The organism is Paralcaligenes ginsengisoli (genome assembly GCF_054781135.1).
In genome coordinates this window covers 1-17,842 of sequence record NZ_BAAGUZ010000039.1, presented here as the reverse complement: position 1 = coordinate 17,842, position 17,842 = coordinate 1, and the positions used below count along the sequence as shown (strand labels likewise).

The window sequence follows — 17,842 nt, the reverse complement described above, 5'->3', positions numbered from 1 at the left end:
GAACTTATGAACTTAATGAAACGTTGAAGCTCTCCCTGATGATTCGTCCGACAAGATGGCAATCATCAATAGAAAAGGTAAGTGGAATACGCATGTCAAACAGACTGTGAAGCACTTGGTCTGTCTGTGGCAGGGTTTGCGTGTCTAGATAACGCCAACTTGAGTAATGACTGGTATAGCCACGAGGCTCCGCGGCACCAAACCACTTAAGCTCAACGCCACGCTTCTTGCATGTCACAAGCAAGACATTGGCCTGTGATGTACTGATGCCGGGGACAAGAAATTGTATTGAGCTGCCGACGAACTGCTCTTCGGGCGGCCGCAGCGGCATTTTCAGACCGTCCACCCCGTCCAACTCGGATGCGACGGCGTGATAGCGCTCATTCCAGCGCGAAACGCGGTCACCCAAACAGGATAGTTGAGGCAACAATATGGCTGCACGCAGGTTATCCATGCGGCCGGAACAGTTTGGCGTATCGAGCCGTATATCGGTGTACACATGAGGCGCCGGCCCCGCTGTATGCTGATCGTAGAACATATAGGAACCAGACAGAATTACCGCTCGCGCCATCAGGCCGGAGTCATTGCTGGTCAGGAAGCCACCCTCTCCCGAATTGATATGTTTATACGTTTGGGTGCTGAAACAGGCTGCAACCCCGAAAGTTCCGCTGCTACGCCCCGCCCAGGCGGCTCCCATTGTGTGGGCACAATCCTCGATCAACGACGCACCATGCCTGTCAAGAATGGCCAACAAGGCGTCCATATCGACAATATGGCCGCGCATATGAGAGATCAGCACAAGCCGGGAGGAGGTATCACCCAGCTTTCGCTCCAGATCGTCCAGGTCGAGCACGAGCTGGTCTGTCGTCTCCACTAAAATCGTCTTGCCCCCCGCCGCATGGATGGCGCCAGGAACAGGCGACAGCGTTAACGCATTGGTCAGCACAGACTCGCCCGCCTGCAGTCCAAAGGCCCGCAATGCCGTCACCATTGCGTAGCCACCCGAAGCGCATGCCAGGCAGTAGTCCACTCCGAGATAATTCGCGAATTGGTTTTCGAGAGTCACCACTTCGGAGGTTTCGCCTTGATTCACGTTATAGCGATGCAAGCGCCCGCCACGCATTATCTCAATGGCACGCTCAATGCCGATTTCCGGCACTGGTTCTTGCTGGGTAAAAGACTTTTCAAAGTTTTCCACGGCTATCTCCCGCGCTTGATGCGTAGTTCCTTTGCTCGTAGACGTCGAAATCCCAGCACGTGTCGGGGTAATACTTGCGCAACCGCCAATCACACGCCCGCGCATGACCCTCCATACCCTCGGCACGAGAAATCCGCGAGCCTACGGCACTGAACACCTTATTGGCCTGGGGCGAGAGCTCTTGATAGGTAAGAACTTTTAGAAACTTTTGTACATTCAGGCCGCCACTGTAACGACCGGCGCCCTTGGTAGGAAGAATATGATTGGTACCCGAACATTTGTCTCCGTGACTAACGGTGCTTCCTTCGCCAAGAAACAAGGATCCATAGTTGCTGAGATTGTCGCGCCACCAAGACGGATCTTCGGCAAGAACCTGCACATGCTCGGGAGAATATTGATCACTGATCTTCACCACCTCATCGCGTGATTCACACAATATGATCACGCCATGATCGCGCCATGCGGCAATGACCACATCCGCATTGGGCATGTCGGCGGCCACCTGGGGCATTAGTTCAGCGACCGCGTGGCCCAGGCGCTCGGACGTGGTAAAAAGCCAGACCGGAGAATTCGGGCCGTGCTCGGCCTGGGACACCAGATCGACGGCAATGGTCATCGGATCGGCGCTTCCGTCGGCAATAATCGCCGACTCTGTCGGACCGGCGAAAACATCGATGCCTACCTGTCCAAACAGAATACGTTTGGCTTCCGCCACATAGGCATTACCGGGGCCCACGATAATATCGGCCTGCGGGCAACCAAACAGCCCGTAAGCCATGGTGGCGACGGCCTGTACTCCCCCCATTTCAAGAATAATGTCGGCGCCGGAAAGGTCCATCGCGTAAGCCACCGCGGAGTTTATACTTGGGCCACGCGGAGGCGAGCTCGCGACAATACCCGAAACACCGGCGACCTTGGCAGTAGCAACGCTCATGATGGCTGACGCGGCGTGAGCATAACGCCCTCCGGGGACATAACACCCTGCGGCGGCGATCGAAACCACACGCTGGCCCAACCGTACACCCGGTTCAGTTTCAATCTCGAATTCGGTCAGGCTGTTACGTTGCGCCTGGGCAAACCTGACAACCTGATTATGTGCAAAACAAATATCCTCCCGCAACCCATCGGGCACTTCACTGATAAGTGCTTCACGCTTTGACGCAGAAAGCACAAAATCACCTTCCCAGCCGTCCAACCGTCGCGCATAGTCGATAACCGCTTGTTCACGCCGCTTTTCTATGTCGGCAAGCATCGCCTCTACACGCTCCTGAATCAATTTGTTCTCGGCGCGAACCTGTCCGATTGCTGCGGCCGTCTTGATGTAACGCACATTAGTCTCCAGAATTCTCGATTGAATAGGGCAACCCACGCATCGCCAGATAGTGCGAAAGGCATAGCTATCTTCTTTGACCTGCGTAGACCTATTGACCTGGTGCCGGCTCAGCAATTGCAGACTGGCTGCAGGGATAATTTGAAAATGGTACGTGACTGTGGTTGTTTCTCTTAATACCAGATATGATCTATCCATAAAGCCAGCATTTTTTACCCTCCGCCGACACCGTGAGCCACAAAATGAAGCCGTTGACTCGCACCATCGACATAATGTGGCCGCAGCTATTCCGGCAATTCGAAAAGCAATCCAGCACATTGCAAGGGCAATTGCGCGACATGCTGATGCATGCCGTTATAGAAGGTTTTATTCTTCCAGGCGAAACCCTTCCCTCCAGCCGCCTTCTGGCCCAGACGCTCGGGCTATCTCGTACGACGGTCATGCTGGCGTTGCAGGCACTGGCAGACAAAGGCATTGTTGTAGGCCAGCAACGCAGCGGTTATGTGGTTGCCGAACAACCTCAGGCCGCCCATCTTGGTGCCCGGAAGCAACCTGACGAGGCGATGCCACGAGAAGGCGTCGCTTGGGAACGCCGTTTGCTTATTACCCCATCAACACAACAGAACATAGAAAAGCCGGCCGACTGGCAGCAACAGCCATTTCCCTTTATTTACGGGCAGTTTGACGCCAGCCTGTTTCCGATCCACGATTGGCGCGAGTGCGTACTGGAATCCCTTCAGCCACGCGCCTTACATCTCTGGGCTCCCGATCACCTCGACCGCGACAATGAACCACTCGTCGAACAAATCCAGCGACGCCTGCTTCCCGCACGCGGCATATGGGTCGAGCAAGACGAAATTCTTGTTACCGCAGGGGCTCAGCAAGCCACATTTCTGTTGTCCCAACTACTGATAGGCCCAAATACCAGAATCGGTATTGAAAATCCCGGTTATCCTGACGCACGCAACAATTTTTCGCTCAGATCAAAAAACATCCAGCCTTTGGCCGTAGATAGCGATGGCCTTGTGCCAGACGCCACGCTGTCACACTGCGATTATGTTTACGTCACGCCTAGCCATCAATGCCCGACTACGGTAACCATGTCGCTCGAGAGACGACGCCTGTTACTGTCCTATGCGGCGCGCGATGACTTCATAGTGATCGAGGACGATCACGAAAGTGAGCTTAATTTTTCAGGCCGGCCGACTCCCGCCCTTAAAAGCCTGGACACTGCGCAGCGCGTTATCTATGTCGGCAGCCTCTCAAAGACACTCGCCCATGGTCTGCGGCTAGGCTTTGTCGTGGCGCCGGCAGAACTCATACGCGAGCTTCGATCCCTACGACGTCTAATGATGCGACACGTGCCGACCAATAATCAGCAGTCAGCGGCCAGCTTCATCGCCCACGGCCACCATGAAGCTTTCATGCGTCGGCTTAATATAGCTTACCGGCATCGGGCCGCCGCTTTATATTCGGCCCTGCAAACCTATACGCCGCAACTGTCACAAGTGCCCGCAGAAGGCGGCTCAGCGCTCTGGATCAGCGGGCCGCCAGGGCTGGACACACGAAAGCTCGCGCAGCGCCTCTATGCAAGAGGTGTTGTCGTCGAACCTGGAGACGTCTTCTTCGCCGGCAACGAACAACCGCAAAATCATCTGCGAATCGGCTATTCGTCTATTGCAATAGACCGTATTGAACCGGGGGTAAAGATCATCGCAGAAGAACTCATGCTGAACCCTTAATCGCCAAAAACACGACTTACCAAGGTCATACCTCATTCGAGGAGTCGTAGTGTGAATACGCTGGCCTTATCAATAAAATTCATCTGGACCTACCTGCGCATTTATTGGACTGCTAACGTTGAACAGCCATAAGGAGGCCAATTCATGTTCGACACTATTATCGCAGGCGGTGAAATCATTGACGGCACTGGAGCACCGAGTTTCGTGGCCGACATTGGTATTGCAGGAGACCGCATCATTGCACTGGGTGATTTGAAGCAAGCCAGCGCAGCCAACCGTATCGACGCAAGCGGATTAACCGTGACACCCGGCTTCATCGACATCCACACCCATTCCGATTTCACGCTACTTGCCGACGGACGTGCTGATAGCCAACTCTGCCAAGGCGTCACAACAGAAGTCATCGGACAATGTGGATTTAGCTGTGCGCCGCTCGGCCGACACGCAGGCGGCAGTCAACTGTTCGGTTACGTCGACGTCGGTGTCCCAATTAACTGGCGCTCTTTCGGAGAGTATCTCGAACAGCTCGAAAAGGCGCGTCCTGCCGTCAATGTGGCGGCATTCGTCGGCCATGGTGCAATTCATGGCACCGTTAAAGAAAATGATTCATCGCCTAGCACCGCTGACGAAATAGCCGCCATGCAGCGGCTCACGGAAGAAGCCTTTGACGACGGAGCGTGGGGATTTTCGACGGGTCTCGAATATTGGCCAGGCATTGCGGCCTCGCTCGAAGAGATCACGACACTAACCACCGTCGCGGCCAAACGCAATGGCCTGTACTCCACTCATGTGCGTAACCGTGATGTTTATTACGACCTGGGTTTTTCCGAAGCCATTGCAACGGCACGGCACACTAATGCCAAACTCCAAATCTCGCACATACAACCCAAGTTTGGTGCGCCTGCCATGGCCATGCAGCACACGCTCGAAATGTTATATCGCGCAGAGCGCGAAGGCGTAGACGTTGCTTTTGATATTATCCCGCATGACTGGAACCATACAAGTACGGTGTCGGTACTGCCTATGTGGGCACGCGAAGGCGGTACAACCAAAACCCTCGAACGTCTTAAAAACCCGGCTTTGCGCAAACGCATGAAGGAGAATCCAAACCACATGTGGCGCCTGGTTACGGTAGGACGCTGGAGTGACATTGTATTATTGCATTCGGTAGCGAATGCTGCCCTGATTGGCATGAATTTCTCGGACATCGCTCAACTTCGAGGCGTAGAGCCATTTGATGCAGTGCTGGATCTACTAATGGAAGAAGGAGAGGGTTTGCCGCAAATGATGTGGACTTCCCACAGTTTTAACGACAATGACATTTGCATGTGTATGCGAGAAAACAAGTGCATGGTGATGTCAGATACGTTGGCCCTTTCGCAACGCGGCCCGCTAAAGGGGCTTATCGGATCGCTCAGCGGCTACGGATGGACGGCCCGCTTACTTGGCCACTATGCCCGCGAACGTGGAATTATTTCATTAGTGGAAGCGGTCAATCGTATCACTGTTCGGCCCGCCGAAAGGCTTGGGCTGGCCGATCGAGGGAGGCTTCGAGCGGGAGCATTCGCTGACGTTACCGTCTTCAATCCGGAACTCGTGCACGATGAATCGACCGTGCGAGCGCCTCTCAATTCGCCCAAAGGTTTCGTTCACGTCATGGTTAACGGGCGCTTTGCCGTGCGCGACGGAATGCGAAACGACGTGCAGTCCGGGCGTGTACTGCGTCATTAATCTGAACACGGCAGCACGCAGATTAGGTCTGGATAGATCGTCACTTACCGCTCGCCAACTGCCGGGTTGATACGCCCAGGCAGTTGAGAAGCCTCCGGCATCAGAGGACATCGAGCGATGAAGAAATTTACTGCCCCTTGCCACGACTAGTTAAATCAGCAAATGATTTCAGTTTCGGATTGTTATTGACCAACTTTAAGTATTTATCGGTGATATACGTCTTGGGGTCCGGCAATGGCTCATCCGCACGCAAAGCGCCGACCTCTTTCGAAAAGGAAGCAATTGTATTCATATTGGTATCAACGCGAGACGCTTGCGAGCCGCGCTTGAATAAAGCCAATTGTTGGGAAAGATCAAAAGTGGGGCGACGATCAAACTCTTTATTCATCGCCGCCTCCGAGATGGAGACACCACCCGTTGCGTAGTATTTTTTCATCAAGGCAAGAGCATCCTTCCGGTTGGCCTCCAACCAACGCTGGGCACGCAAATAGACAGCAAGAAAGGCCGCTACTCGTTGCGGATGAGCGTTACCCCACTCTGCCCGTACGACTACGTTGCCAGGAATCAAAACACCGGCATCCTTACCCGAACAGAGCAGCTTAGCACCCGCTTTCTCTTCTACTGTGTACGTATTGGGCGCCCATAGCGCACCAATTTCGACGCTACCTGAACTCATGGCAGATACAATCTGAGCTTGATCCATTGACCGTATGGTGACGTCACCCTTTTTCAGGCCAAACTTCTTTAGACAGTACCGAGCGGCCAGGTCTACCGTAGAGTTTCCGGTCAGATATATCGTCTTACCCTTGATTGACGCGGGATTTTTGATGTAATTATCACTATTTGGACCATGCACGTAGAGTGCGTTGACGGCCGACTGATCTTCGGCGAGCGCGATCGTGTGAAGCCCGAACCGCACGGCACCGAGTACTGCAGGCACCGATCCAACTATGCCCACATCCCACGATCTGCTCGCTGCAATTTGCGGTGCGCCGGCAGGGAAGTTGGTAATTGTTACCTTCAGGCCGACATCCTTCCACCAACCTTTTTCTTCAGCTACTAAAAAGGGTAGGGTACTAAACAAGGCAGGCTGCGAGCCTATACGAACCTCTTGCAATTCTTTAGCTGAAACGCCCAAGGTTGTGAGCATTAGCAACACGGCCACAACCCAATTAATAATCTTATTCATACCATTTCTCCTCGATTTATTTCAAAGACAACTGTAACGATAGAAACTCAACGCGTTGGGGATTAATTAGCTACTGATTCGTTTTGCTCACGCAACAACCGCCAGATCTGCGTTCGCAGATGCACAAATGACTCAAGATCCATTACGTCTTCAATGCGTTCGTACTGTTGCCATCCTTCGGCATCACGAACTGGCTTAATATCGACTATTTCCTGAATTCTTCCTGGACGGCGGGTCATCACAACCACACGGTCGGCCAGATAAACGGCCTCTTCGACGGCATGAGTGATAAACATCACGGTTCGCGGATTGACCCGCCCCACGCGCAGCAGCTCTTCCTGCATCACCGTACGAGTTTGAGCATCGAGCGCCCCAAAGGGTTCGTCCATTAAAAGTACGCTGGGATTGAGCACGTAGGCACGAGCAATTGCCACACGTTGCTGCATGCCACCGGAAAGCTGATGGGGATAGGCAGATTCATAGCCGTCCAAACCCATAAGCCGTATATTGCATTGGATGCGCTCGTCTGCCTCGCTGCGAGCAACACGCAGCGACCGAAGCCCGAACCGAATATTCTCCGAGACGGTCTTCCATGGAAATAGTGCGAACTGCTGGAACACCACTGCACGCTCCGGCCCCGGAGCTTTAACCTCCTTGCCACCCACTGCAACACTCCCCGTACTGGCGAACTCCAGCCCGGCAGCCATGCGCAAACACGTAGTTTTGCCACAGCCAGAGGGTCCGACCACGGCGACAAACTCCTTTTCCTGCACAGAAAAAGTAATGTCATCGAGAGCCAGGAAATCTTTACCTTCCCGACGAAAGCTACGAGAGACATTAGAAAAGACAATATTGCTCATAAATCCATCAGCCTCGCTTATGATTAAGCCAACGCTCAACACCACCCAAACCAAAATCAATAAGCATGCCCACTACACCCGTAGCGATCATGCCCACCATCACAATCGGGGTGTCCAAGGCGGCTTGCGCGCGCACCATCAATAGGCCAATACCACTGTTAGACGCGATCAATTCGGCACCAATCAACGATTGCCAGCCAGCCCCTGCACCAACTCGCAGGCCGGCGATGACAGATGGGAGCGCGGCGGGTAAAAGCACCTCATAGACAATGCGGACGCCTGAAGCACCGTAGACCTGTGCCGCCTCGATATACTTTTGTTCGACAAAGAGGGAGCCTCGATAAGCGTTAATGAGACATGGGGGAAAGGCTCCGGCAAAGATAATCATGGTGGGGCCGCCAATTCCAGCTCCAAACCACAATGCCGCAAAGGGTACCCACGCAATAGGAGCAATAAACCGCAAGCTATCAAACAGGGGCGTCACGATATTGTCCAGCCAACGATACCAGCCCATTAACAGACCCATCGGAACCCCGACAGCCGCGGCCAAGAAGAAGCCACTCATGAATCGTCCAATGCTGGCGGCCAGGTGGTCTTGCAGAGTTAAGCCAGAAAATGGAACCGTTACTAGTTTTAGTCCTTCGTCCAATACATCCCAAGGAAATGGCAAAAATTCACGTGGCGCCAGTTTGGCCCAAGCCGCAAAAACCCATATGCCGAAAAAAAGCAGCATTCCCGTTATTGGAAGCGCAATGGCCTGTGCTTTAGTAAGTCTGCCGTCCATCGTAAAACCTCAGTTGTTTGTACGCCAGGGCATCGAAAGGTGCTCAACATAATCAAATGCTGCGGTGAGCACAAAGCCGACAATCGCTACGGTTACCATACCCACCAGAATCATCGCAGGATAGATATCCAGACTTGCCTGGTAGAGAATTTTGCCTAATCCTAAGGGAGCACCGAGAAGCTCTGCGGCGACAAGAGCCGTAAGACAGACTTGTAGTGACAACCGCACTCCCGTGAAAATGGACGGTAATGCGCCCGGCACAATCACTTCTTTCACAAGAGGCCACCCGCGAATACCGAGCATTTGGCTGGCTTCGATTATGGTTAAGGGAATATTGCGCACGCCTGTAAAACTATTGATAACCGAAGGTACAAACGCAGCAAGCCATAAAATCATGATTTTCGCTGCATCACCCAGCCCGAGCCATACAATGGCTAATGGGATCCAGGCTAATGCAGGAATGGGCCGAATTAGTAGAAAAACGGGGCCCACCAGCGCCTCGGCCTTTCTGCTCCAGCCAATCCATAGCCCTAATGGCACACCTAGAGCCGTCGCAGCAAGAAACCCCAGCAAGATAAGCTTTACACTTTGCAAAATATGCTGGAGCAAAAGCCCTCCGGCATAGCCTTCGCCCAGTGTTAACTGACGCGCCGCCGCAATGAACTGTTCGGGCGTTGGGAAAAGTTGTGGGTTGATAAAGCCATACTTGGAGCCGAAATACCACGAACCAAGCACTGTCAACACGACAACAACACCCACTTGCGCCCGTAGAAACTTATCCCTGGCAATCATGGTTGTTAACGGCAAATGCCGTGACAAGGTGGCGGAGCGTTAATGGCGGCATAGCCATTATTTACAATGACGTTCATGATTTTGTCTCCATATTTTGCTTTTGGGAAATGGTACGTGACTGCCGTTATTTCTCTTAATACCAGTTATGACCTATCCGTAAGACCAGGAATTTCCTGATTAGAGATAACAGCACTTGCCCGGCAGGCGCGCCTGGCACTGGCCTCTTTCTTCTGACCATACACGGACAATTGCGTGTATCGCGTTGCCGCACAGACATTGTCGATTTAACGGCTGGGTCGGCACCCATTGATAAAAAAGTAATTAAGCAACACAAGCGCCCCTTTATATGTATTAAAGGTCTTACTGCATAAGACAGTGATTTATTAACTTTCCTGTCCTGCGCTGTCACGGTTAGAAAACCTGCAAAGCCTTATTCTGCGTGTGTTAGCGGCAAACGCTAAACACAAAAATCTTGTAGAATGTCTGCTTTGCCGGTTTAGCTCAGTTGGTAGAGCAGCGCACTTGTAATGCGAAGGTCAGGAGTTCGACTCTTCTAACCGGCACCAGTAGATTCAAGCACTTACGCCAATCCGCAAGGGTTGGCGTTTTGCTTTTCTTACACCATGTAGCCACTGTGTAGACTTTAACAGTCAATACCAAAACAGCCGCCAAAAAACAGGGCTTAGTATTTCCGCATATTGACTAAAGACTGACTATTTTTGTCCAAGGGCGCCACAGGCGCATACATAGCGCTGACCCGGTTATCAACATCATGCAAATGAGGGGAAGATGCTTTGCCTTACCGCTCAGCAGGAAGATAGGCCCGTACACCCCTAAAAACCGCATCCAAATCATCTTTTGCCATCCGGACACCGTCATAGCAGCGATGACCACCTGAGCGACGATGGGGTCGCGAAAGACGATCAAACGAAACCGTGTACAGCATGTCGCACTTTGCCCACACCCGTTCCGCCCTGGCAAACTCATGGCTCAAGGGAAGCACCTTTGCGAGTGGATTCGCAATTTGAATATGCCAGCCCTCTACCTTTTCGGGAGATGTAGTCGAAAGTGGGACGATCGTGCAAAGCCCACGCCAATGAGTGGCTGACTTGGATATGACAACCACGGGCCTGATCTTGACCATTTCCGGAACCATAAAACCAGTATCGAAGTTGCAGATAACAACCTCGCCGGTCTTTAAGTAGAGCTTTAGAGCGTTATTTTTCTTTATTGTATCTATCACTTGGAACCCGCATAAGCAAAGGCCCCCAATAAAGGGGGCCTTCTTCTCTGACACCCACCACGGCTTGATATCGCCTTCGGTGGGCCGCTGAGAGGGGCTTAGACCTCTCAGACTCCAGCCGAGCGCCGTAGCGCCGGAAATCACATGTAGTTTAGCAAATTGCTCTTTTATGAGCAATATCCTTGGCGCGAAATGTGCATTTTCTGCCACCAGGATCAGCCTTTACCTTGTCGGCCATCTTTTGAGTGCAGAGGCTTGCCCCAGACTCTGCGGCGTGTTTTGCCACCGAATCAAAGTGCAACGTTGCACTTTGCTCTGTGCGGCCGCCGCCGCGTGTCTGCGCCCTGCCCCAATCCTGCGCACTGGTGACGATGTAGGTTTGCCGACTTGATAACCTTGCGACTGGTAACCCGTTGGCCAGTCGACCACCCCCCCTTTTTTTCTGTAGCCACCTTTTTGGCAGCCAGTGCATCAGGCCTTGACCACCACATCAAAGCATATCCAGCATTGCAGCCTGCTCTCTCAAGGCGGCGTTCAAGCCCTTGACGGCCTGGCTCAGCTCCCACCATGCGCCCCTTTTTTTAAGCATTGCGGGACGATATAGCCTTACTTTCCCGGGCTATGGCTCAGGTCGATTGTGCCGTGAGTTGTATTTGACAGCCGGCGCCGACGCACTGGAAAAATAGTCAGAGCCGAATTGCCAAACGGTCAACCTGGCCCCAGGCGGATAATTAATACGCAGGCCAGGGAATCGGTACATGCTCCAGGTCGCGCTTTCAGCGTATTCCCCAATAGATGGCGGCCGCCAGTGAAGGAACCGCACCGCGCCGCCTGTCGGGGTTTTGCTATCCGCGGCACTCACCGACTAATCCGCGTCTGGCTATCCGGTAACGACCGGCCCCGCCAGCAAGGGATTTCTTGTGCGAACACCAGTGCGAACAGTGTTCGCAGTGTTTGCACTGGTGTTCGCACCCTTTACGTGCCATTCATCGGGTACCTCCAAAGACAAGCGACTTACGCTTGTTATCGCCAAGAGCCCCGGTTTCATTGGTGGGTGCGACGGCTGCTTCCCCTCGCGCCCGAGCCGCCGCCAGCGCTGGCCCGGCGCCGGTGCGAACACTGCGAACACCTTTCGATGGCCATAGCTGGGGCCACATCGGGGTGCGCAATGCCTCGTGTTTAAAAAAGCGGCGGAAGGACCCAAAGGGGGGCGTCCCGATCCATCGCGATTGCCCCGGCCAGAAGCGCAACGATACGGTCGGTTTGCTCATGCTGGCGGCCAAGAAAGATAAAGGCTTTGTTAACAGCGGATTGGGTAGAACGTACGTCAGCCATCGTTATTACTTCTGTATAGTGAATGATGGTTAGGGCGCCGGTACATCTAATACCGGCCGCCCCCGCCTTTGCCTGAAACCGTCAAACAGCGGCGATTGCTTGAGTTAGGCGTGATGCCTGTCCTTCAGACTAAACCGAGTCCAGGCCCAGGCGTTCCGCAATCTCTGCCTGAATAGCTGGCCGTCTATCGTCAACCCAGTGCTGATACCAATTAAGGCCATCATAGAGATTTCGTCGGAGATACTCGGATCCCGACAGGCGTCCATGACCTTCGACTTCATACTTTGTCGACAACCCCCACGCTGCGTCCATGTGAATCAAGCTCAACCGCAGTGCGTCCAACGCTGCGGTGTACTCTTCGGAGGCTCGATTGCGTTCTTCAACAAGCAATTGAAAGCATTGCAAGCGCCTGTCTTGCTGCGCCGTCTCAAGGAGTTTTTCGGCCTCCGCCAACTGAGCTGCCAGCATTTCCCTGGCGCCTGTCGCTGCGTTGGCCTGTGAGTGCAAGTCGGCGTTCTTTATTTCGGCTTCAGCAATTTTCGCGTCGATCCCGGTCGTATCGCAAGTTTCCTGTTTCAGGAACGCATGCGCAGTCAGATCGGCCCGCTCCTGGCGCAGCATCTCCAACGCTGTCGAAACTTGCTGGGCTTCCTCAGCAACATTGTCACAGCGCTTGATTTGAGCCTTGATCGCGTCCACGTGATCGCTGGCGACCTTCACCGGGCTGATAGTTTTATTCATCGACGCTGCTCCCAGCCGGAACGTCCACAGGAAACTCCAGACCGTCGCCGGTTTTGAACATTTTCGTCACGCGCCGCTGCGTTTCCGAACCGGACGCGAGTCCATTTCGCTTCATCGCATCGGCGAAAGGAGTCTTGCTCGGCTTTTTTGCCATTCGTTTTTTCTGAACTGTCATTTGAAACTCCAAAATTCCGGTGTTGAGAGCGAGTCAAAGCCTGCCGGATCAGCCCATGCTCGGAAAGATTTCGTACTGTGTATGGCTACGTTGATTGCCCTATGGGTTCGCCTAGTGGCCAAGAATGCTTGCTGCTCATTCATAGCGCCCCCCTAGCATGTCCAACGGAATACAGCGTTGGTCGCCGGTGTATTGGAGGCTTTGTGGGTGATACCAGAGCGCCGTACGGCCCTCCCACTCGCCATGCCGGTTTTTGTCACACAGCAAAATAGCGTCGGGTGTGTCCTTGGTAGTGGCGTCAATGAGCTGATTGTTTCGCAGCAGCTTTTCGACGGCCTGCTCCTTTTTCTTGTTCCGCCAGACGGTCAGTACCTGGTCGACCTGGTCGGATATGGCGCCGGACCCTTTGGCGTCAAACTTGCCGGGCACCCGCTCTTCGTTTTCAGATTTGCGGACATGGTGGACCAGATGAATATGCACGTCCAAGTCACGCGCCAGGCCGGCCAGAACATCGACAAAGTTTTTCTGCCCGTTGTAATCATCCTCACCTCGAACGCACTTCATGAGGCTGTCAATGACGATATGTTTGATTTTGAGGCGGTCAGCACAATACCGAATAACCGCATAAATCATTTCCGGCTTAACCATGCCCATCTGGTCATACAACCAAAAACGACCGTGGGCCCAGTCCATTAATTGGGTTACTGCCTGTTCGCCGGGCTGGTCGTTCATCGCCACTTGGCGCAGCATGCGTTTCAGCGTCGAAATGGGTTTCATCTCGAAACTGGCCACACAGCAGGGGTCGCCTTGCGATGCGAATCCGAGACACGCCTGGCCAAGCAGCTGGCTTTTGCCATGCCCATTAATGCCCTGCCAGAGCGTTACCTCACCCCCACGGAACCGAATATGGTCATGTGTTTTTGTCCAAGGCAGCCGAGCGCCTTGCAAAGCATGGCCGCCGCGCGCAGCGTCCAAAAGCTGGCTGCGCCACGCGTCCGCCGGCAACACCTTGACCTGTGGCTCAGTAGCGGCCATGTATTCGCGAAAATTAAAACTATCAGGCGTGATAAGGGGCACGACGTTCATGCCATTTTCTCCTGTGAGTCGAAGACAAAATCCGGCGTCGAGGCGACAATGCGCGATGGCTTGAATTTTTTCAGTTGGGCATAGATGCCACGCAGCCGATCCCGATCAGTGCCGTTTAAAACGACTGTGGTGCCCGCTACGGCCCTTAAATCCAAAGTTGGCACTTGATCATCGGAACCGATATGAATAAGCGCCTGGCCGCCGTTCATCAGATTGTTCTCGGCATCTCGAAAGTAAGATTCCTCGCACGGATGATCCAGAGCATCAACAAAAACAAATGCGGGTTTGTAGCCGTCCAGGCGCATACGAATGATGGCGTTTTGGCCTCTCATATCGCACTCTCCCATTCCGTTCCGGAAACGGACCCACCGCCCCCAAGCTGGCCTAGGTACTGCTCAAACTTTGTTCGGTTAAACAAGGTGGTCGGGCGCAGGTATTCCTGCATTTTTTTATCACTGGCCCACTGTGTGGTTTTGGCATCGATGACGGCTTTGCAATCTGAAACCGTCGCACCCGCTTTAAGTCTGGCAACCACCAGGTCCATGTTGGCCTCAACCATCCGGTAGTTTCTCCCCGATTTGGTGTTCAGATACTCCAATACCTCTTTGGCCTGAGTGTTGAGTGATTCGTCGGGGTTACCCGACAATGTAGTTTTAAGGGAATCAGGAATCAGGTTAAGGGAATCAGGAATCAGCCCGGCTTGTTCCGGTAAAGGTTGTGCCTCGCATGGTTCTTGTATGGTGCTGGCACCGTGCAATCCCGGTGCTGGTATGGTGCTCTTGGCTTCTTTAATGTGCGGGTTTTGGTGTTTTACCCAAGTTTTTATTTGAATAAACTGCTGTTCATGGACCGAGTATCTGGTGATAAAACCAGCGCTGGCCAGCATCGAAATCCCTTTCTCGCAATCGACGTTATCCGCTGGAAAAATCTCCATTTTTATTTTTTTAGGGCGATCAACCAATCGGCCATCCCGATCAGCGATAGTCCAAAGGCCAATGAACAACAGCCGATACTCGAACGGCAGCTCTACCAGTTCGTCGTTTGTAAAAAAGCCAGGCTTGATATTTCGGGATCGGGCCATGTCAGCGCCCTCCCGTCAAATCACTTCCACCTGTAATGAAGGAGGGGTTCATTTGACCCCCATCACCTGCTTGATATCTGACACGCGCCAGGCAAGACGCCCATTGATACGCATGGGGCGAATGGGGCCATCCTCAAAACATGCCCACGTGCGCAGGGTCTGCGGTTTACGATTAAGGTAGAAAGCTGCCGCGGCAGTGTCTACTGCGGGGCGTGTAATAGTTTCCAGAGACGGAAACTGTTGGGAAGCTATGCCTGTCATGAGTCTATATCCTTTAGCCTTGCGGCTTGTTGATTCAGACTTGATTGTGTTTTTTTAGCGGCGCTTCTAACAGATTACCAAGCGGTTAATGGGGGGCAGCAAGCGGTTACTACTCCCTAATTTATCGTCGTTTTTGCGACAAATTGCTGTTTTTTATCCACGTCTTTAGAGTGTCGGAGTTTTCACTAAGATTCTCGCGAATTTCTTTGCACCGTGAGTATAAATAGACCCGTGCTTTTATGGCATTGGCAATGGTTCCAGCCCACTGCAATGTTGTATGGGCAGAAACATACTCTCCTGCTAACTGCAAAGCGTATGCCTTGGTCTTTGGTAGTTTTTCCGCTTCCCCGCCTTTCCTGCCCATTGCGGAGCGCGCCCCCGCTGCAGCCGCCTGTATTCCTTTCTCGAACCGGTCTTCTAAGTCATTGCTATTTACCAACAAGACCACAAGGTCCATAGCACTGGGTGAAAGCCTAGTGATTGCATCTATAGCTTGTTCCAGAGTTAATTTTTTATCCCCAAGAATCGCACGGCGTATATGTTCTATTTTCCGTTCGCTATCGCTGGCTTTTCTCCGAAATTCCGCCATTGATTCAAGAACGTATCTCTTCTCTCGTCCGAACGTAACAAGTGGATGCTCCTGCAAGTCATCGCCAGAATCCTTAGGTTCCATTTCATGCATAACACTCGTTCCTGTGTATATCGTTCGATGTATAAGGTGCCGCGCCGGCCGGGGAACGTACCCGGTTTTCGCTCCGTCGAGCTAGGCGCGGCGTAAGGCGGTTAGGCGGCAGACCACACAAGACGGAGGTTTCCGCGTGCGTGATGATTCTGCTTTTGCGATGTCATCCCGGCCTCCAGTCGGTGGGGGCGTGGTAATGCGCGGACTTTCCGCCGCCACTCTTCCTTAGCAGCCATAGATGCCATCCAACGGCGGCTACACTCGTCCTCCGGTCCGTGGATTTGGACTCTATATAATGAAACGGAGGCGCGCGCAATCTTCCGGGCGCCAGGGAATTTCGCTAGACGCGGATTTGTCGTAGGGGGCCCGCTAGGTAAGGTTCCATCGGGAAGGATCGTGACGCGCGTTTTGCGCATACCTGGTTGACCAGGAAAATGGCCAACAGGTACAAGGCCCGCGGCAACTAACGCCTCGGCACTACCGGTATATTCATCCCCCCAGGTGTGCTCGCACTTCTTGACACCGGCAAATGCAGGTTTCCATTCCGGCTCTGGACTCTTAGGCCAATTCGGAAAATAAAGATGCACTGTAAATAGATCATCATCTTCGTGATATAGGTTTGAGATTTCAGCTTTGTAGCCTCGAGGGTCTCGTACATTAAGCGTGCGCTTAGGACCGCCGGGCTCGCCCGGGAAGGCGAGACCAACACCAAGACTTAGAGCCTGCAATTGTTCCTTAGTGCCTACGATTAAATCGCCCCAAAGACATTCACTATATTTCACGCCTGGGCTAATATCGTGGTTAGCCATGATCTCTACTCCTTTCAGTAGGGTTGTGGTCAGGGGGCACTGGTAGGTTCAATACCATCCGCCCCCGCTTTGCCTGAAGTCGTCAGGCGGCGGTAATTGCTTTGGGTTTGGCTGTCCCGGCCGTTGGCTGCTCAATACCGGCCTGCTCAAGAATCCAGCCCTCTATTTTCGTATGCCACATGCGTAGCAGGTCTAGGGGGCGGCGCCGGTAGTGCTTTTCTGCGGTGGCACTTGGTTTGTGGCCCTGTATTTGAGCCACTACACCAGCAGGGCACTCTACCCATTCGGCCAGCGTGCCAAAGGAACGGCGCAAGCCATGTATCGTCAGGTGTGGCAATCCAGCGGCCTGTATAGCCTTGTTATGCGCTACACGCGGCTCCTGTATGCGACCAGACTCGGCAGCCGGGCTAAAGAAAACCCACTTGGACGGCTTCCACTGCTTGCCTTGCTCTTTCAGGCGCTCCAGGTAGCGAACATTAGAGGGGGCGTTATTGAGTCGCTGCAAGCCCAGCAGCAGGCTTTTAACGTAGGGCGTCAACGGTATCGTGCGCTCTCCCTCTACCTTGTCGTGTATGGTCATGCTGTTCCATTGAAAGTCCACATCGGCCCAGCGCAGCTCCGCCACTTCTTCACGGCGGGCGCCTGTTATCAAGGCGGTTTGCAGGTAGGCACTGATAACCGGGTTTGCAATAGCGCACACATGCTCAAACCAGAGTTTCAACTGCTCACGCTGCAAACAATCGTCGTAAGCGTCATGTGAAGGCCGCCTAGTCGCGGCGTTTGAAACAGTTCAAAGTGGTGCC

15 protein-coding genes, 1 tRNA gene and 1 pseudogene are annotated in these 17,842 nt (G+C 53.3%); 3 read left to right on the top strand and 14 right to left on the bottom strand.

Annotated elements, in window-relative coordinates:
* Positions 1–4: 4 nt before the first annotated feature.
* Together ACYVIS_RS18260 and hisD are read right to left on the bottom strand one after the other, a co-directional pair.
* Entirely contained in the window at positions 5–1,198 is a 1,194-nt protein-coding gene (locus ACYVIS_RS18260; protein WP_460874661.1) for a DegT/DnrJ/EryC1/StrS family aminotransferase, read from the bottom strand.
* Complete coding sequence (gene hisD / locus ACYVIS_RS18255) at positions 1,185–2,528, bottom strand: histidinol dehydrogenase (protein ID WP_460874660.1); 1,344 nt, start codon at positions 2,526–2,528, stop codon at positions 1,185–1,187. Before hisD ends, ACYVIS_RS18260 begins: the two co-directional genes overlap by 14 nt.
* Before the next feature lie 329 nt (positions 2,529–2,857).
* On the opposite strand from hisD, the gene pdxR reads away from it, so the two are divergent.
* Positions 2,858–4,270 (top strand): MocR-like pyridoxine biosynthesis transcription factor PdxR, encoded by a 1,413-nt coding sequence (pdxR, locus tag ACYVIS_RS18250; protein WP_460874659.1) that lies wholly within the window; start codon positions 2,858–2,860, stop codon positions 4,268–4,270.
* 144 nt (positions 4,271–4,414) lie between these two features.
* Positions 4,415–6,001, top strand: coding sequence for an N-acyl-D-amino-acid deacylase family protein (locus ACYVIS_RS18245; protein WP_460874658.1), 1,587 nt, complete (start codon positions 4,415–4,417; stop codon positions 5,999–6,001).
* A gap of 127 nt (positions 6,002–6,128) precedes the next feature.
* Here the strand turns inward: ACYVIS_RS18245 and ACYVIS_RS18240 are convergent, their stop codons facing one another.
* The 4 genes from ACYVIS_RS18240 to ACYVIS_RS18225 all read right to left on the bottom strand — a co-directional run bounded on the left by ACYVIS_RS18240 (position 6,129) and on the right by ACYVIS_RS18225 (position 9,626).
* Positions 6,129–7,190 (bottom strand): ABC transporter substrate-binding protein, encoded by a 1,062-nt coding sequence (locus ACYVIS_RS18240; RefSeq protein WP_460874657.1) that lies wholly within the window; start codon positions 7,188–7,190, stop codon positions 6,129–6,131.
* Between the two features lie 62 nt (positions 7,191–7,252).
* On the bottom strand, positions 7,253–8,050 hold the full coding sequence (locus ACYVIS_RS18235) for an ABC transporter ATP-binding protein (protein WP_232741678.1): 798 nt from the start codon (positions 8,048–8,050) through the stop codon (positions 7,253–7,255).
* A gap of 7 nt (positions 8,051–8,057) precedes the next feature.
* Positions 8,058–8,834: an ABC transporter permease gene (locus ACYVIS_RS18230; RefSeq protein ID WP_460874656.1), complete on the bottom strand. Its 777-nt coding sequence runs from the start codon at positions 8,832–8,834 to the stop codon at positions 8,058–8,060.
* A 9-nt stretch (positions 8,835–8,843) separates the two neighbouring features.
* Positions 8,844–9,626 carry an ABC transporter permease gene (locus tag ACYVIS_RS18225; RefSeq protein ID WP_232741680.1) on the bottom strand — a complete coding sequence of 261 codons (783 nt, stop codon included), beginning with the start codon at positions 9,624–9,626 and terminating at the stop codon, positions 8,844–8,846.
* Positions 9,627–10,116: 490 nt separating this feature from the next.
* Here ACYVIS_RS18225 and ACYVIS_RS18220 point away from each other — a divergent pair.
* Positions 10,117–10,192, top strand: a tRNA-Thr gene (locus tag ACYVIS_RS18220).
* 233 nt (positions 10,193–10,425) lie between these two features.
* On the opposite strand, the gene ACYVIS_RS18215 is transcribed toward ACYVIS_RS18220, so the two are convergent.
* The 8 genes and pseudogenes from ACYVIS_RS18215 to ACYVIS_RS18180 all read right to left on the bottom strand — a co-directional run.
* Positions 10,426–11,079 (bottom strand): type II toxin-antitoxin system PemK/MazF family toxin, encoded by a 654-nt coding sequence (locus ACYVIS_RS18215; protein ID WP_460874655.1) that lies wholly within the window; start codon positions 11,077–11,079, stop codon positions 10,426–10,428.
* Between the two features lie 1,254 nt (positions 11,080–12,333).
* The gene (locus ACYVIS_RS18210) at positions 12,334–12,945 is read right to left on the bottom strand and encodes a hypothetical protein (protein WP_460874654.1); all 612 of its coding nucleotides are present in this window, start codon (positions 12,943–12,945) and stop codon (positions 12,334–12,336) included.
* Positions 12,938–13,120 (bottom strand): hypothetical protein, encoded by a 183-nt coding sequence (locus ACYVIS_RS18205; protein ID WP_460874653.1) that lies wholly within the window; start codon positions 13,118–13,120, stop codon positions 12,938–12,940. The genes ACYVIS_RS18210 and ACYVIS_RS18205 overlap by 8 nt, the downstream gene beginning before the upstream one ends.
* Positions 13,121–13,255: 135 nt before the next feature.
* Positions 13,256–14,206, bottom strand: coding sequence for an AAA family ATPase (locus tag ACYVIS_RS18200; protein ID WP_460874652.1), 951 nt, complete (start codon positions 14,204–14,206; stop codon positions 13,256–13,258).
* Positions 14,203–14,538: a hypothetical protein gene (locus ACYVIS_RS18195; RefSeq protein WP_460874651.1), complete on the bottom strand. Its 336-nt coding sequence runs from the start codon at positions 14,536–14,538 to the stop codon at positions 14,203–14,205. Before ACYVIS_RS18195 ends, ACYVIS_RS18200 begins: the two co-directional genes overlap by 4 nt.
* Positions 14,535–15,287: a conserved phage C-terminal domain-containing protein gene (locus ACYVIS_RS18190; protein ID WP_460874650.1), complete on the bottom strand. Its 753-nt coding sequence runs from the start codon at positions 15,285–15,287 to the stop codon at positions 14,535–14,537. Before ACYVIS_RS18190 ends, ACYVIS_RS18195 begins: the two co-directional genes overlap by 4 nt.
* A gap of 382 nt (positions 15,288–15,669) precedes the next feature.
* Positions 15,670–16,230 (bottom strand): hypothetical protein, encoded by a 561-nt coding sequence (locus ACYVIS_RS18185; RefSeq protein ID WP_460874649.1) that lies wholly within the window; start codon positions 16,228–16,230, stop codon positions 15,670–15,672.
* Between the two features lie 891 nt (positions 16,231–17,121).
* Positions 17,122–17,790: pseudogene (locus ACYVIS_RS18180) on the bottom strand (tyrosine-type recombinase/integrase); the annotation flags it as partial.
* Positions 17,791–17,842: the final 52 nt, after the last annotated feature.

Bases quoted from the DNA above. Each gene is read 5' to 3' on its own strand.
- ACYVIS_RS18235 (WP_232741678.1), bottom strand. From the start codon at position 8,050: ATGAGCAATATTGTCTTTTCTAATGTCTCTCGTAGCTTTCGTCGGGAA.
- ACYVIS_RS18200 (WP_460874652.1), bottom strand. From the start codon at position 14,206: ATGAACGTCGTGCCCCTTATCACGCCTGATAGTTTTAATTTTCGCGAA.
- ACYVIS_RS18245 (WP_460874658.1), top strand. From the start codon at position 4,415: ATGTTCGACACTATTATCGCAGGCGGTGAAATCATTGACGGCACTGGA.
- ACYVIS_RS18240 (WP_460874657.1), bottom strand. From the start codon at position 7,190: ATGAATAAGATTATTAATTGGGTTGTGGCCGTGTTGCTAATGCTCACA.
- ACYVIS_RS18185 (WP_460874649.1), bottom strand. From the start codon at position 16,230: ATGCATGAAATGGAACCTAAGGATTCTGGCGATGACTTGCAGGAGCAT.
- ACYVIS_RS18230 (WP_460874656.1), bottom strand. From the start codon at position 8,834: ATGGACGGCAGACTTACTAAAGCACAGGCCATTGCGCTTCCAATAACG.
- ACYVIS_RS18205 (WP_460874653.1), bottom strand. From the start codon at position 13,120: ATGACAGTTCAGAAAAAACGAATGGCAAAAAAGCCGAGCAAGACTCCT.
- ACYVIS_RS18195 (WP_460874651.1), bottom strand. From the start codon at position 14,538: ATGAGAGGCCAAAACGCCATCATTCGTATGCGCCTGGACGGCTACAAA.
- ACYVIS_RS18225 (WP_232741680.1), bottom strand. From the start codon at position 9,626: ATGATTGCCAGGGATAAGTTTCTACGGGCGCAAGTGGGTGTTGTTGTC.
- ACYVIS_RS18190 (WP_460874650.1), bottom strand. From the start codon at position 15,287: ATGGCCCGATCCCGAAATATCAAGCCTGGCTTTTTTACAAACGACGAA.
- ACYVIS_RS18210 (WP_460874654.1), bottom strand. From the start codon at position 12,945: ATGAATAAAACTATCAGCCCGGTGAAGGTCGCCAGCGATCACGTGGAC.